The following is a 15415-nucleotide window of genomic DNA, read 5'->3' as shown; positions in this document are numbered from 1 at the left end:
CTCTCCCCATGCACCCGGCCCCCCTCCCGCTCCCCACCACCCCCAAGGCACCCCCGGTCCTCTGCCGCCGCTGCCACCGCCCCCTCCACGACCCCGAATCCCGCCTCCTCCGCCTAGGCCCCACCTGCCGCGACCCCGAGGACCCCACCCGCGTCCTCCCCGGCGACCAGGACACCCTCCCGGGGCTGTGACCCCGCCACCCGTGGAACCGGGCCGGCCGCCGCACCTACACGGTGGGTGTCCGCTGGTGAAGCGCTGGTGATGGGAGACGTGATGACGACGGCCACGGGTGCCGGTACCCCGCCCGAGCAGGGCCCGCTGCTCGACCTCCGGACGGTGGTGATCCTCGCCCTGGGCCTGTTCCTGGGGATCATCGTGGGCTGCCTGACCTACCTCGGGCAGCATGCCGTGGCGGTCGCGCTGCTGGCGGGGGTGACGGCCACGGGCACCAGCGTCCCGGTGCTGCACAAGCTGATCGGCCGGTGACCCCGGCCGGTGACTGCGGTCGGGGCGGCGGCGGGGTTGCCGCCCCGACCGGGGATCACGGGCCGAGCAGGAGGCGTTCGGCGGTGCCCAGGGTGCGGTGCGCGTAGTCGCCCAGCTGTTCGCGCCGCGTCCCCGGCAGCAGGACCGAGGCGAACGAGGCCAGCGCCGAGGCCGTGACCAGCACCCCCGCCACCGGCAGCAGAGCCATCGCCCGGCCCACCTTCGCTCCGGGGAGCCCCCCGAGTCGGTTCCGCTGGTCCGCCCCACCCCGGACGATCGCGAGTGCGGTCAACAGGAACAGGGCGGCCGCCACAGTCAGGAAGGCGAGGCTCGTGTCGGCCACACGTAGGCCGGGCCAAGCCGCCACCGTGAGCGCGGCAGCCCCCGCTACGAACCGGACGGTGATCTGCTGGCCGGCTGCCCTGCGCTGCTGGAGCTGCTCCCGTCGCCGCTCGTGCTCGCCCACCCGTGCGTACCGTGCCAGCTCGGACCGCTGTGCGTCGGCCTCGAGGTCGAGGCGTCGGAGGTCGAGCCGGTGTCGGCGCTCGGCCTCCCGCTCGGCCAGGTCGAGGCGATGCATCTCCAGCGCGAGCCGCTTCTCCTCCAGTTCGATCTGACGGACGACTGCGTGCATCGAGTCCCGGGAGTACGAGGTCTGGAGCGTGACCAACTCCCTTTTGTTCACCTCTTCTTGTGCCTCTCGGACGGCGCTCTGTGCCTGCTCCAGCTGGCGGCGGATCTCCATCAGCCCGGCCAGTTCCGAGGTGCCGCTCAACAGATCCGGTGGTTCCGGCAGGGGCGCGAAGGGGGACGATGTCTCCAGCGCGTCGAGCGTTGCGCGAATCCGCTCGCGTAGGCCGTCGTCGTTCGAAGGGGCGACCGGACCGGTGGGCGGTGGGGCTGGTGGGCCGTCTCCGGCAGGTGGCTGGTCCTCTTCTTCTTCCTCCTCGTTCTCCTCCTCGACGTCGCGGGCGAGCAAGGAGAGCTCCAGCAGTTCCAAGAACTCCAGTACCTCTGCGATCGACTCGGGGCTCGGGGTGGCCCCTGGGGCGTCGTGGAAGTCTCCCAACACCTCGATCCACCGGGCCCGTTGACCCGTAGGGTCGGGCTGCTGCTGCTCCAGGCGGCGGAGCAGATCCAGGGCATCGCCGGTGACGGCTTCCATCCCCTTCAGGGTCGGTCGGGCCTGGCTGTCCATGGGGGGCGTACGCATGTCAGTCCTCCTCACCTGTGCATCCGCCGGATGGCCAAGCCCCCCGAGTCGGAACGGAGTCGGCCTGTCCGCTGATCTGACGGGCCGCACTGCCGTGCTGCTGACGGATCCCGGCGCAGAAGCGGCGCCACTTCTCGCTCGCGGCGTTGCCGCTCTTGCCGAGCTTCGCGCCGACCTCGTCCCACTCCCAGCCGAGCTTGCGTAGCTCGGCGATCTTCCGTATCTCGTCGTCGCCGGTGGCCAGGGTTCGCTCCAACAGGTCCGACACGGCCACTTGATGGGCAGGGTCGTGAGGTGCGGGCAGGATGAACATCCGGCCGTCGAGTCGCTCCAGCTCCAGCAGGTCCTGCCAGGCGAAGAGGTGCAGTCCGTCCTCGGACCGCCACCGGGTGAGCCATCGGCGGTAGGCATTGGGGAATTCGAGCACCAACGCCCCCACGTAGTAAGACCGCAGGGAGCTTCCGAGGCTTGGTTGCCATGCCCCGCCACGTAAGGCGTTCTCCCGGAACTGCGTGGCGGTCGCGGCCAGCACGTCCATGACCAGCATCTCGCGCGCGGCCCGGTGCTCCCGCAGGAACTCCCGATCCGGAGAGGTGCCGACCGGTCGGCCCTGTGCCAGACACTGTTTGAAGATTCGGCTGTTGCAGATGCTCTTGTGCAGGTAGTTCCGCCCGAAGGCGGTGAGTTGCCCGATGAACAGCTCCCACGCCGGCCCCTGGAAGTCCCTGGCCCGCAGGTACTCGACGAGTCGACGCTGCGCTTCACCGTCCGGCGGTGCTGTCCGCTGCGGCACATCCCCTCCAAATGGGTGGTCGACCCGCCTTCCAGGGTGGGTCCACCGCCTGGTAGGTCGCCGGCTCCCGAGCGTTCCACGCCACCAGCCGGTCTCTCGCAGCGGGGGCCCGGGTTCGCGGGGCGAAGTTCGTGTCCGCCCGGCGGCTGCCGTTCGCTCGCTCGACGCCGGCTGTGCAGCCGGCGGACCCGTGGTGGCCCGCCGGTGGGCTCAGACTCCGTGGTGCGTCGATTGGGCTAGCCCAATCGAGCCCCGTGTGCCCGACCCCCCGTTGGAAGGACGCCCCGCCGTGAGCGGAAACCGATCTGCCGCACCGCGCCCCCGCCGCACCACCCTCCTCCTGACCCTCGCCGCCCTGGCGGCCGGCTCGGCCGCCGCGCTTGCGCCGCTGCCCGCCGCGGCCGCCATCCAGAGCGCGAACCTGCTGCTCAACGGCGGTGCCGAGACCTCGCAGTGCAGCCCGGGCGGGTGGGAGGAGACCACCGTGCCCGGCTGGCAGCTGGTCTCCGGCGACCCGGTGATCAACTGCTACGGCGTGCCCACCGGGGCCGCCACCAGCACCCCGGGCTCGCCGACCAAGGGCGGCGCGTACTTCCAGGGCGGCTCGCGCGGCTCCTCCGAGATGACCCAGACCACCGACGTCTCCTCGGCCGCCGCCGCGATCGACGCGGGCGGCGTGCACTCCACCGCCTCGGCCTGGCTCGGCGGGGTCGGCAGCTACAACGACGCCGCCGGCGTCACCCTCACCTACCGTGCGGCCAACGGGAGTTCGCTCGGCACCTCCTCGATCGCCCCGGCCCTGGCCGCCGACCGGGGCGGCGTCACCAAGTTCGTCCAGCGCAGCACCACCACCGCCGTACCGGCCGGCACGCGCTCGATCACCACCACCGTCGACTTCACCATGACCGGCACCCAGAACGACGGCCTGGCCGACGACCTCTCGCTCACCCTGGACACCCCGGTCACCGCCCCGACCCTGGCCGTCCCGGCCTCCACCGTGCCGGCCTACGACCACGTCTTCGTGGTGATGATGGAGAACAACAACTACTCGGCGAGCTCCAACACCGCCGACGGCGGCGCCGGCATCATCGGCAACTCGGCCGCGCCGTACATCAACAACACCCTGGTGCCGATGGGCTCGCTCTTCACCAACTACCACGCGGGCACCCACAATTCGGACCCGAACTACGAGCAGATCGCCTTCGGCAACTCCTACGGCCGCAGCAGCCAGGCCGTCGGCGGCGGCAACGCCAACTGCATCACCAGCACGGCCTGCACCGCCACCAACAACGGCCTGGGCGACAACCTGGACGCCGTCGGCAAGACCTGGAAGCAGTACACCCAGACCCAGACCAGCAACTGCCAGACCACCGGCAGCGGCGAGTACTCCCCGGACGACGTGCCGTTCTACTACGCGGCGAAGATGAAGAACGACAACGCCTACTGCCAGGCGCACTGGCAGCCGATGACGCAGTTCCTGAACACCGACCTCAAGTCGGCCGCCACCACCCCGAACTTCGTCTGGTTCGACCCGGACTCCTGCTACGACATGGAGGACTGCGGCATCGGCCCGGGCGACACCTGGCTCGGTCAGACCCTGCCCACCCTCTTCAACTCCCCGGCCTGGACGCAGCAGAAGTCACTGCTGCTGCTCACCTTCGACGAGGACGGCGCCGGCTCGCCCGGCGGCTTCGGGCCCGGCCAGACCAACCAGGTGATGACGCTGGCGATCGGCTCGCAGGGCACGGTCAAGGCCGGGTACCAGGACGCCAACCGGTACGACCACTACAGCAGCGCCCGGGTGATCGAGGGGGCGCTCGGCCTGGCCACCATGACGAACAACGACAAGTGGGCCACCCCGTTCAACGAGGTCTTCACCGGTGGCGCGCAGCCGGGCAACACCGTCACCGTCACCGGCCCGGGCGCGCAGACCGCGACCACCGGCACCGCCACCTCCCTCCAGCTGGCCGCCACCGACTCCGACCCGGCCCAGAGCCTGAGTTGGACGGCCGCCGGCCTGCCCGCGGGCCTCTCGATCGGCTCCTCCACCGGCCTGATCTCCGGCACCCCGACCGCCGCCGGCACCGCCACGGTGACCGCCACGGCCACCGACGCCACCGGCGCGAGCGGCACCACCACCTTCACCTACACCGTGAACTCGGGCTCGCTCTACACCGTTCCGATCGCCAACTCCGATGCCGAGAACGGTAGTTGTGGCACCGGCTCGGGCGGCCACCCGGCCTCCGGCTGGACGGCCACCAGCAACCAGCCGCAGCAGGTCTGCTACGGCGCCCCCTCGTACCCCACCACCGCCCAGGGCCCGCAGGCCCCGGCCACCCCGGGCGGCGCCTTCTTCGACGGCGGCCCGTACGCCTCCGCCCAGATGACCCAGACCGTGGACGTCTCCGGCCAGTCCGCGCGGATCGCCACCGGCACGCTGCCGTACAGCCTCTCCGGCTGGATCGGCGGCTACAGCACCCAGGGTGACAGCGCCGGGGTGGTCGCGACCTTCCTCGACGCGAGCGGCGCCGCCCTCGGCACCGCCACCCTGGCCCCCGTCACCCCGGCCCAGCGGAACAACCAGACCGTGCTGCTCCGCGAGCAGGCCACCGGCACCGTCCCGACCGGCACCGCCGCGGTCCGCTTCGCGGTCTCCTTCACCCGCAGCGGCGGCACGGACGACGACGGCTACCTGGACGACCTGGGCCTGACCTTCGGCAGCTGACCGCTCTCCGGCTCACCGCTCTCCGGCTCACCGCTCTCCAGCCCACCGCTCCCCGGCTCACCGCTCTCCCGTGCGTACGGCCGAGGCCCAGCCAGGGCCTCGGCTACGCTCGCACCCGTGACCAGCGATCTCCCTCCGGCCCCAGCCCCCTCCCCGCCGCCGCTGGCGGCGGCCCGCGCCGGGGTGCCGGACCACGGCGAGCCGCCGAAGTACTTCCAGGTCAAGCAGAAGATCGACGCCGTCCTGGACGAACTCGGGCCGGGCGCCCCGCTGCCCACCGAACGGGTCTTCGCCGACCGGTTCGGCGTCTCCCGGATGACGGTCCGCCAGGCGATCCGCGAGCTCCGGCTCGAAGGCCGGGTCCAGCGCAGCGGCCGCTCCTCGGTGGCCGGGCAGCCCAAGCTCGTCCAGCCCCTCACCCTGGCCAGCTACACCGAGGGCGTCCGCCGCCAGGGCCGCCGCCCCGGCCGCCGCCCGGTCGTCTTCGAGCAACTCCCCGCCACCCCCGCCCTGGCCGCCGCCCTGCACATCCCCCCGGGCGCCCCGGTCCACCACCTCGAACGCCTCCTGCTCGCCGACGACGAACAGGTCGGCCTGGAGAGCACCTACCTCTCGGTGGCCCGATTCCCTTCCCTCCAGGCCGAGTTCGACCCCGCCACCTCCCTCTACGCCCACCTCCGCACCCACGGCACCACCTTCGCGGACGCCGACGAACGCATCGAGACCGTCCTCGCCTCCCCCCGCGAGGTCCAACTCATCGGCACCAGCCCGGCCCTCCCGATGCTCCTCCTCAACCGCATCACCCGCGACCACACCGGCGCGCCGGTCGAATGCGTCCGCTCCCTCTACCGCGGCGACCGCTTCAGCTTCACGGCCCACCTGACCGAGGAGCAGTGACGCCCTCCGGGGACGCCACGAGGGGCCCGCAGGTCTGCCTGCGGGCCCCTCGGCTTCAGCTGCCCGGGTGGGCTCTTGTGCCGCAGGCCGAGCACGGTCAGCAGCGGGGTGTCGGTGTGGCTCGGCTCGGCACACAGCCGCCCCAGGAGGTGTCTTCGAGGGCGGCCCGGAGCAGCTCCTCGTCAGCGGGCGGCGAGCGTACGAGGGGCGGGGGTAGACGCACTCATGTGGCGGGTTCCTCACGAGAGCCGGGATGCGGGCGCTGGTGCTCGGTGCTCGGTGAGCGGTCAGACGGTCGGCCGGGCGGCGGAGTGCGCGGACCCGGGCGAACAGGCCGGCGGCGGTGATCCGGTCGGCGAGCAGCGAGGCGGCGGGGCCCGGACCCTTGTGCAGGGTGGCTCTCGCCCCGGTGCTCGGCTTCGGCGAGGGCGGTGACGAGGCGGTGCAGGGGTAGGTGGGGGGCCTCGGCAAGCACGGAGCGGCGCGAGGTGCGACCGCGAGGCCGCAGCGGGCCTCTGCCGTGGGTTGGACTAGGCGGTAGTGGTCGGCCTCGGCCGCGGTCAGGTCGGGACCGGACCTGCCGAGCAGGAACCGTTCCACGAGGAGGTTCTCCTCTGGGATGCGGCGCTGAGCGGGGCGGCTGCTCATGACCAGGCCGAACGCCCGGTCCGCCGGCGGTTCGACGGGCCAGAACGCGGTGTTGCCCAGCACGATCCCCCGGACGCGATCCGCCCACGCGATCCGCCCGCGACACCGCCGCGCCGAGCCCGATCGGGCCGCCCCAGTCCTGATCCGTCAGGAGGAACTCGTCGAGCCGGAGCCCGTCGACCAGCTCGCTCAGGACGGCGGTGTGCTCGGTGGCGGAGCCGGCACCGGTGTGTGCCAGTTCGCCGGCAACCGGCCCGGTCGAACTGGCAGCGGGGCCGCCTCGGTGGACTGGTCGACCGCCGGCGTGGGCATGGGCTCGGGGGTGGCAGGGCCATCGCCGTCGTCGGCGGGGGTGGCTTCTTCCTGACCGCCGCCCTGACCATCGCCGCTGTCGCCAGGGGTGGTCCCTTCCTGTCGACCCCGCGCCCCTCCTCCCGCTCATCCCGGGACAGGGTGAGTCCTGTCCCGGGATGAGCGGGCATCAAGCGAAGTGGTGCTCGCTCGCGATCTCCGCGTCCACGGTGCCAGTGCCAGTGCCAGTGCCAGTGCCCGTGCTGACGCCAGTGCCGGCCGTACCCACCCGGTGCTCGAGTGCGCCGCCGGCGATCGCCTGACCGGGCCACCCGTCCCAGACCGAGAAAGGCAGGGCCGCGTCACCCGCGAGCAGCAGCGTGCCCTCGAGCAGGGTGGCGCCCTCGGCGACCGAGCCCATCATCATGACCCGGGACTGAGCCCGCAGGCAGGCGCCCGCGCCGATCTCGATCGTGCCCATCGTCCACTCGCCGCGGGTGTTGAGGTGGGCTATCAGGACGGCCTGGTCGATGCAGGCGCCGTCGCCGATCGTGGTGAGGTCGGCCTCCTCCATCATCGGGTCGGCGCCGTTGGGGTACAGGCACACGCCGCGCCCGATCCGGGCTCCCAGGTAGCGGAAGAACCAGACGAGGTAGGCGGAGCCGCCGAGGAAGTCCAGCAGGTTGCGACCGCCGAACCAGTTGCCCGTCAGCGAGGAGATCACGGTGTGGATCTTCCAGCGCTGGCAGTACGAGTCCTGGGTCCAGAAGTGCTCGCCGCTGGTCCGCAGGCCGCCGATGATCCGGCGCTTGGTGGCCACCACGACGGCCGTGGCGCCGAGGGCGCCGACCAGGTGCAGCGGGATGTACAGCAGCAGCGTCAGGGCCAGCAGGGCTGCGGTGCTGTGCGGGCTGCCGTGGGAGACCCGGAGTAGCTCCCAGGTGATCAGCAGCGCGCCGCTCAGCGGGGCCGCCCGGTACAGCGCGGCCCAGACGGCGTTGGCGAGGTTGAACCCGATGTGGGCGGCCAGCGGCCAGACCCGGTACGGGGCCTGGCGGTGGTACATGGCCTGGGCGTACGGGCGCAGCGTGTCGGCCTCGGCCCGGCGCGGCGTCGCCGGTTCGAGCTCGATCGGCTGCAGGCGGCCGTCCTGGCCGATCCAGGTGGAGCCGGCCGGGGCGGTGAACCCGGTCGGGGCGTAGGTCCCGGAGCCGAGGACGGCGTTGCGCTCCACGATCACCCCGGGGGCCAGGACGCAGCGGTCGGCGACGTTGGCGCCCGCCTCGATCCGGATCGGTCGCGAGCCGTGCGCGTCCGTCATGAGGTAGGTCGAGCGGGAGCCGAACGTCACGTCGTCGCCGCATTCGAACAGGTCGTACTCGGTCATGACGTGGCCGGAGCCGGGCCAGTAGATGCGCTTGCCGACCTTGGCGCCGAGCAGCCGGAGGACGACGCTGATCGCCGCGAAGTTCGCGCCGAGGATCCGGCCGGCGCCGCCGAGGCCGCCGTCCGGGAGCAGTCTCCACACCAGCCAGCGCTCGAACTTCGGCCACGCCTTGGTGATGTCGTCGTCGGCCCGGAAGCGGCCGATCACGGTCCACTTCACGAGGATGACGCCGGCCAGGTACAGGAACGGTGCGGTCACGGTCGAGACGGCCAGCACGGTGACGGCCCGCAGGAGGCGCTGCAGGGACATCATCTGCACCAGCAGGTCCGCCGGGCCGTGCAGGTGGATGCCGCGCGTGACCATGGTGGACATGAGCGCGTGGATGAGCAGGATCATCGGCATCCAGGCCCCGGCCGTCACGGCGCCCTTGATGAGCGTGCCCAGGCCCTTGAGCCAGGACGGCGGGGAGTAGACCAGCGCGCGGGACAGCACCCGGGTGCCCTGGTCGAGTGAGCGCGGGTTCGTCGAGGTGCCCAGCGGCGCGAGCTCGGTGCCGGCCGGGAGGTCCGCACCGGGGACCACCGTGGAGCGGGTGCCGATCGAGCAGCCGGCGCCCAGGCGGATCGGCCGCAGGCTCATGGCCCCGCCCTCGAAACCGAAGGGGCGCACGATCGCGCCCTCGTCGACGACCGCGTCGTCGCCGATCGTGAGCAGGTCGAACTCGCCGAGGTCCGCGGTCGCCGCGATCCGGGTCCGGCGCCCGACCCGGGCCCCCATCAGCCGGTAGTACAGCGCGGTCAGCGGGTAGGAGAGCCCGAACACGCCCAACCCGACGGTGGTCTGGACCTGGTGCGCGAGCCACCAGCGCAGGTAGGCCTGGCCCCACAGCGGCGCGACACCCCGGCAGTACCGACCCACCAGGGCCCATTTGAGGCCGATCGCCGCGATCGGGGCCACCACCTTGCGGGTGGCGACGGCGGCCCCGAGGGCCGCGAACATCACCCACAGGCCGCTGAGTCCGAGGTCGCCGCGCAGGTACCACCAGAACGTGATCCAGGCCGCGAACTGTCCCAGCTGCAGAGCCGCCGGCAGCAGCGCCAGCGGCACCAGCTGGGTGAGCAGCGCCGCCACCGCCGTCTGCGGCCTCGGCGCCGGTCCGCCGGGCAGCGGCGCCGCCGGGCGGCCGGCGTCTTCGGTGTCGGCCCCGAGGTCCGCGACCCCGGCTCGGACCAGTGCCGCCAGGGCCCGCACACTCCGGTGGCGGAAGACGGCGGTCGGCGGCAGCGCTATGCCGTAGTGCGTGCGGAGCTCGGCGATGATCTGCACGGCGGTGAGCGAGGCCCCGCCCAGGTCGTCGAAGAAGTCGCTGTCGAGGTCGATCTCCCGGTCCGCGCCGAGGTGCGTCCGCCACTGTGCGAGCAGGTGCGCCTCGATCTCGTCGCCGGCCCCGGCCTCGGGTCGGTGGTCGCTGGCGGTCAGGGCCTGGAGCTGCTCGCGGTCCGGCTCGCCGTCGGCCAGCCGGGGGAAGGCTTCGAGCACGGTCACCGCGCGTGGCAGCAGGTAGTCGTGGACGACGCTGCGCAGTGCTTCCCGGAGGGCGTCGCCGTCGGGCACGGCTGTGCCGGGGCAGCCGACCGCCCCGGCTGTTTCGACCGCGGCGCGCAGTACGCCGGAGCCCGGATCGCAGCTGACGTACACGTCCGTCGCGGCCGGCCAGGACGAGCGGATCGCGGCGACCAGCTCGTCCGGCTCGATGACCACCGGCTCCGCCGGGATCGAGTCGGTGAGCGGGGCGCCGACCGGCGGGCAGATGGCTTCGTGGAGGCGTCGGCGCGCGGGTGTCCGTTCGTCGACCTGGTCGATCCCGAGCCGGCCGGCGAGCCGCAGGCGCAGGACCTTCCCGGTCGGGCCCTTGGGCAGGTCGTCCATGTAGACCAGGAGCATCGGCCACTTGGCCGGGGCCAGCTTCGCCGACAGGACCGGGGCCAGGCCGTCCAGGTCGACCCGCCGGTCGGCGTGCGGCACGACCACACAGCCGGCCACCTCCCCCAGCACCGGGTGCGGGACCGCGAAGGCCAGCGCGGCGCGCACGTCCGGGTGCGCCACCACGACGTCCTCGATCTCGGCCGGCGCGATCGTCTCTCCGCCGCGTTTGATGACGTCCTTGGCGCGGGCGACCACGTAGAGGTACCCGTCCTCGTCGAACCGGCCGAGGTCGCCGGTGTCGAACCAGCCCGCCGGGACCGGCGGTTCGCCCGGCCCGGGCTCGTCCTGGACGATGCGCGCGAGCGGGACGCCGCTGATCATGATCCGGCCGTCGACACCGGTCGGGGCCTGGTGCCCCCGCTCGTCGAGGATCCGCACCCGGGGGCCCAGGACCAGACCGCTCGCGCCCTGGCGTTCCAGCCGGTAGTCCAGCGGCGGGATCGCGATCGGCATGCACTCGGTCATGCCGTAGCCGGGCAGGACGGCGGCCTGGAAGCGCTCGCGCAGCCGCGCGGCCGTGGAGGGCAGCAGGTCGCCGGCGGCGTTGCAGACGAAGCGCAGCCGGGCCGTGGCCGTCCGCGCCCGGCCCTCGTGCAGGATGCCGTCGTGCATGGTGGGTGAGGCGTAGTACCAGGTGAAGCCCCCGCCGCCGACGAGTTCGTCCCAGAACGCCGCAGGGTCGAACCCGTCGGAGTAGACCATGGAGCTGCCCGCGAGCAAGGGGGCGAACAGGTTCCGCACGATGCCGCCGGCGTGGAACAGCGGCATCATGTTGAACCCGCGGTCCTCCGGGCCCAGTTCCAGCGCGGCGGCGATGCAGGACGCGCCGACGACCAGATCGCGCAGCCGGATCGGCACCCGCTTCTTGCGGCCGGAGGTGCCGGAGGTGAACAGCTCCAGCGCGATGTCCTCCGGACCGTTGATCCGCCGCCCGGCCTGCCGGGCGGCGGGCAGGCCGGCCGCGGCGGCGGCCCGGCCGTCGACCGCCAGGGTGAAGAGTCCGGCCGCCGACGGGTCGGGGCACAGATCCACGACCTCCACCCCGGCCGTCCGCGCCGCGCGCCGCAGGTGGTCGAAGTCCGTGCCGACCGGGACGATCAGCGCCTTCGCCGCCGTCTCGGCCAGGTCCGTGGCGACCTCCCCTTCGGGGTTCCACGGGTTCATCGGCACGGCGGCGCAGCGCGTGCCGACCGCGAGCAGGCACACCGCGAGTTCGGGGCCTTCGGGGATCGCGATCGCGCACCGATCCCCCGGGGTCAGCCCGAGGTCGTCGAACGGCCCGGCGCCCCCCAGGAATTCGTGCAGCCGCGGGTAGGACAGCGGGCTGCGCCCGCGCGCGGACGGCGCCGCGACGGCGCACGCGCCGGGATCGGCGGGCAGCAGGTCCAGCAGCGATCCGAAGTGCAGCTCGCGCGCGACCCGCTCTCCCATGACCTCCCCGCGTTTCCAGGCGGCGTTCCACTCCCGCAGCCGATGTCGCAGAGGATGCGCCGCGACGGATGGGTTGATCGTCATCACCGACCTCTTTCTGAAATGCGGGCGACCCCGGTGGGACACGTGGCAGGAGGCACTGGGCAAGAACTCCGGTCCGCGCTCAGCGCCTCCGCCGAGGACGTGCGCCACCCACCGGCCGCGCCCGCCGCGCATGGCGCATGCGGGCGGCAACTGCCATGTGGTGTAGGAGCATTGGGGTCTCCTCGGGGTGTGGGGGATGCCGGAACCCTAGCCCGGGGCAGGGATGGTTGGGGACATGTCAAGAGACTCCCGCTTCGACGTGATGTACGTGGCCGTAACGCGGGGGACAGGGTGCGTCCGGCCCCGGCGAGGTCATCGCTCCGGCGGTGGGGGAGTGCGGTGTCCTCCGGGTCGCGCGGTCACGTCCTCCTGTCCTCGCAGCCAGGCCGCGTACACCGGGCTGTGCGCCACGGCTTCGGCGTGCACCGCCATGGCGTGACGGAGCAGCATGGCCGTCAGTCCGGGAGCCAGGGTGGGCGCATGCCAGAGGAGGAGGTGGCGCCAGCTCAACTCGGAGGCTGCCAGGGGGATCAGTTCCAACCCGGGCGGCGCAAGGAAGGTCGCCCGGCACAGGGCTGCGGCTCGCTGTGATCGGACGAGGTGGAGGCATGACGCGGCATCGGTTTCGTAGACCGATCGGGGCAGGAAGCCCGCGCGCACGCAGGCGGCGGCGAGGCATTCGCCGCAGCAGCTCTCCCCGGACGGCAGCGCCCAGCGCTCGTCCACGAGTTGCCCGAGCCGCAACTCCCGCTCCCGCGCCAGCGGATGGCCCTCGGCGAGCAGGATGAACACCGGGTCGACGGCGATCTCCCGCCAGGCCAGGCGTCCGTCGTCCACCGCCTTCCCGTGCCCGCAGCACCCGGTGAGCGCGAGATCCAGCCGCCCGCCCGCGATCCGATCCACCAACTCCGAGACCGAGGTCGAGGATCGGGTGCTTGCCACCAGGCCGGGCCGTGCCGCATCGAGCCCTGCCACCAAGGGGCCGAGGAAGGAGCCGGGCGTCGCCCCCAGGCGTAGTGCGCCGTTCTCGCCCACCGTGCTCGCGAAGCGCAGCGCGTCCTCCTGGAGTTGGCGCATCGCCGGCAGCAGCACCCGGCTCCGTTCCAGGACCAGGACGCCCAGCGGGGTCGGTTGAACGCCTTTCCGGCCCCGCTCGAAGAGGCGCCCGCCGACCGCGGCCTCGATCCTCTTCAGCTGGGTGGAGAGCGCTGATTGGGCAAGTCCCAGACGATCCGCTGCTTTGGTCACGCTCTCGGTGTCTGCGATGGCCCGGATCATCCTCAGATGACGGAACTCCAGTTCCATGGCGCAAACCCATCCCGTTGTTTCAAGAGCCGATGGCTCAGCGGTGGAGAACGTGGAGGACGCCGACGCCGGTGTGACCGTCCCTCGCTCGTTGTGTGCTGTTCCGGAACCTCGGGGAAGTCTGCCCCGGGGAACCTGAGGATTCGGTGAGGCGGCCCCGCCCGCGGCGTCTCAGGAGGTGGCGAGCCGGAGGACGAAACGGGCGCCGCCCGTGGGGCTGGTGGCCACGGTCAGGGAGCCGCCGTGGACGTGGGCGACCCAGGAGGCGATCGACAGGCCGAGCCCGGAGGAGCCCGAGCCGCTGCGGTGGCGCTCGAACAGCGAACCGGCGAGCTCCGGCGGCACGCCGGGGCCGCTGTCGTCGACCGTGACGGTCCCGTCGCCGGTCACGGCGAGACGGACCTCTGCGGGCACGCCCGGGGCGTGGCCGTGGGCGAGCGCGTTCCCCAGTAGGTTGGCCACCGCCCGGTGCAGCAGGTCCACATCGCCGACGACCACGGCCCGCTCGGTCACGACGGTGACCCGGTGCCCTTGGGTGTCGGTGTCCTCGACGACCGCCTCGACCAACTGGTCCAGGCGCAGCGGCTCCCGGACGGGTGTGGCGACACCGGCCATGAGCCTGGCCCTGGTGAGCAGGCCGTCGATGAGGTCGCCCATCCGGGCCGCCAGGTGCTCGGTGCGCTGCAGTGCGCTGGTCCGCGCGGCGGGCTGCGGATGCCCGGCCTGCTCGTGCAGGGCGGTCGCGGCCAGGGCACGCAGGGTGGCGGCCGGAGTGCGCAGGTCGTGGGCGGCGTCGGCGAGGAACTCCTCCTGCTGCCGCAGCGAAGTCAGCGCCGGCCGGATCGCACGGCCGGACAGCAGGTGCCCCGCCAGGCCCGACACCGACACCAGCACCAGGCTGCCGATGATCAGGACGAGCCGCAGCTGGTGCTGCGCCTGGCTGCCGGAGGCGTCGGCGGCCAGCACCACCGCGCCGGCCGCGCTCTCTCCGCTCGGTCCGTCGAAAGGCGCGGCGAACAGGCGCACCGGTCGGCCGTCCGCGGTGTGGCCGTCCGCGGACACCGCGCTGTGCTGCGCGACGGCCGTGGTGGCGAGCCGGCGGACGTCCGCCTCCGCGGCGTGCATACAGGGCTTGGGCGGCGCGTACGCGATGGCAGGCGTGTCGGAGGTGACGGTGACCATGGTCACCTGGGGGCATTCGGTGCCCACGATGTCGAGCAGCGACTGGATGTCGAGCCTGTCCTGGTCGTCGTAGACGATCAGCTTGGCAGTCGCCGTGCCCCGCAACCGCAGCCTGTCGTCGAGCTGGTCGCGCCGGGCGTTGCTGTCGCTGTAGATCGCGAACCCCGCCAGGCCGGCCAGGGCGAGGGCGCTGGTCAGCGCGAACAGCGCCGTCAGGCGCCACCGCAGTCTGCGGATGCGGGCTTCGGCGGTCAGCATCCCAGCCGGCTCACCGACCGGCCCCGGGCCCGGTCCCGTCGGCCACGAGCCGGTAGCCGAGCCCGCGCACGGTGAGGATCGGGCAGGGGTCGCCCAGCTTGCGGCGCAGCTGCGACACCAGCACCTCGACGACGTTCGAGTTGGGCTCCGCCATCTCGTCCCAGCACTTCTCGATCAGTTCGGACCGGGGCACCGCCTCGTCCGCCCGGGCCGCCAGCACTTCGAGGACGGCGAACTCCTTGACGGTCAGGACCAGCCGTACGCCGCCCCGGCGGACCTGGCGCCGGGCCGTGTCGATCTCGATGTCGCCGAAGTGCCGCACGGGCGGGCGGACGGTGCCGGCCCGTCGGCACAGGCTGTGGACCCGGGCCACCAGCTCCGGGACGGCGAACGGCTTGACCAGGTAGTCGTCGCCTCCGCAGGCGAATCCCTCCACCCGGTCCGTGACGGTGTCGCGGGCCGTGAGGAAGAGCACCGGCGCCGTACCGCCGGCGCCGCGCAGCTTCCGTACGTAGTCCAGGGCGTCCCCGGACGGCACCATCCGGTCGAACACGACGCAGTCGTAGTCGGTCACGAACAGCGCCTCGTCCGCCACCGGCAGGTCCGCCGCCTCGTCGACGGCCAGCCCGGCACCGCGCAGCGCCCCGACCACGGCGAAGCGCAGATCCGCATCGTCCTCGACCACCAGTACTCGCACCTGCGGCACTATAACCACAGCCGGCGCCGGTG

Annotated in this window: 10 protein-coding genes; 4 read left to right on the top strand and 6 right to left on the bottom strand. The window is 72.7% G+C overall.

Translation table 11 applies throughout. The features are described 5' to 3' along the window. Positions 1-8: 8 nt before the first annotated feature. Entirely contained in the window at positions 9-191 is a 183-nt protein-coding gene (locus tag CFP65_RS42055) for a DUF6011 domain-containing protein (protein WP_104815825.1), read from the top strand. 82 nt (positions 192-273) lie between these two features. Beyond that, positions 274-486 carry a hypothetical protein gene (locus tag CFP65_RS10320; RefSeq protein WP_104815824.1) on the top strand — a complete coding sequence of 71 codons (213 nt, stop codon included), beginning with the start codon at positions 274-276 and terminating at the stop codon, positions 484-486. A gap of 55 nt (positions 487-541) precedes the next feature. On the opposite strand, the gene CFP65_RS39680 is transcribed toward CFP65_RS10320, so the two are convergent. Next, the gene (locus CFP65_RS39680; RefSeq protein ID WP_168219586.1) at positions 542-1699 is read right to left on the bottom strand and encodes a hypothetical protein; all 1158 of its coding nucleotides are present in this window, start codon (positions 1697-1699) and stop codon (positions 542-544) included. Position 1700: 1 nt separating this feature from the next. Next, a complete protein-coding gene (locus CFP65_RS10305; RefSeq protein WP_104815821.1) occupies positions 1701-2492 on the bottom strand; it encodes a hypothetical protein in 792 nt (263 codons plus the stop codon). A gap of 289 nt (positions 2493-2781) precedes the next feature. On the opposite strand from CFP65_RS10305, the gene CFP65_RS40710 reads away from it, so the two are divergent. Together CFP65_RS40710 and CFP65_RS10295 are read left to right on the top strand one after the other, a co-directional pair. Further along, the gene (locus CFP65_RS40710; protein WP_254552319.1) at positions 2782-5217 is read left to right on the top strand and encodes an alkaline phosphatase family protein; all 2436 of its coding nucleotides are present in this window, start codon (positions 2782-2784) and stop codon (positions 5215-5217) included. Between the two features lie 117 nt (positions 5218-5334). Continuing rightward, complete coding sequence (locus tag CFP65_RS10295; RefSeq protein ID WP_254552318.1) at positions 5335-6114, top strand: GntR family transcriptional regulator; 780 nt, start codon at positions 5335-5337, stop codon at positions 6112-6114. 1129 nt (positions 6115-7243) lie between these two features. Here CFP65_RS10295 and CFP65_RS10285 read toward each other — a convergent pair. From CFP65_RS10285 to CFP65_RS10270, 4 genes are all read right to left on the bottom strand, one after another. Further along, complete coding sequence (locus CFP65_RS10285; protein ID WP_158702121.1) at positions 7244-11857, bottom strand: AMP-binding protein; 4614 nt, start codon at positions 11855-11857, stop codon at positions 7244-7246. A 396-nt stretch (positions 11858-12253) separates the two neighbouring features. After that, complete coding sequence (locus tag CFP65_RS10280) at positions 12254-13246, bottom strand: LysR family transcriptional regulator (protein ID WP_104815819.1); 993 nt, start codon at positions 13244-13246, stop codon at positions 12254-12256. 171 nt (positions 13247-13417) lie between these two features. Then, positions 13418-14686, bottom strand: a complete 1269-nt coding sequence (locus tag CFP65_RS10275; protein ID WP_104815818.1) for a sensor histidine kinase KdpD — start codon at positions 14684-14686, stop codon at positions 13418-13420. A 10-nt stretch (positions 14687-14696) separates the two neighbouring features. Continuing rightward, positions 14697-15383, bottom strand: a complete 687-nt coding sequence (locus CFP65_RS10270) for a response regulator transcription factor (RefSeq protein WP_104820761.1) — start codon at positions 15381-15383, stop codon at positions 14697-14699. Positions 15384-15415 lie beyond the last annotated feature (32 nt).

Origin of the sequence: Kitasatospora sp. MMS16-BH015 (assembly GCF_002943525.1) — a bacterium.
In the GTDB taxonomy this organism is placed as follows: domain Bacteria; phylum Actinomycetota; class Actinomycetes; order Streptomycetales; family Streptomycetaceae; genus Kitasatospora.
The sequence above is the reverse complement of the archived record's forward strand: the minus strand, read 5'-3'. Positions and strand labels throughout refer to the sequence as shown.

Excerpts from the sequence above, each read along its gene's own strand:
- CFP65_RS42055 (WP_104815825.1), top strand. The coding sequence starts at position 9 with ATGCACCCGGCCCCCCTCCCGCTCCCCACCACCCCCAAGGCACCCCCG.
- CFP65_RS10320 (WP_104815824.1), top strand. The coding sequence starts at position 274 with ATGACGACGGCCACGGGTGCCGGTACCCCGCCCGAGCAGGGCCCGCTG.
- CFP65_RS39680 (WP_168219586.1), bottom strand. The coding sequence starts at position 1,699 with ATGCGTACGCCCCCCATGGACAGCCAGGCCCGACCGACCCTGAAGGGG.
- CFP65_RS10285 (WP_158702121.1), bottom strand. The coding sequence starts at position 11,857 with ATGGGAGAGCGGGTCGCGCGCGAGCTGCACTTCGGATCGCTGCTGGAC.
- CFP65_RS10280 (WP_104815819.1), bottom strand. The coding sequence starts at position 13,246 with ATGGAACTGGAGTTCCGTCATCTGAGGATGATCCGGGCCATCGCAGAC.
- CFP65_RS10275 (WP_104815818.1), bottom strand. The coding sequence starts at position 14,686 with ATGCTGACCGCCGAAGCCCGCATCCGCAGACTGCGGTGGCGCCTGACG.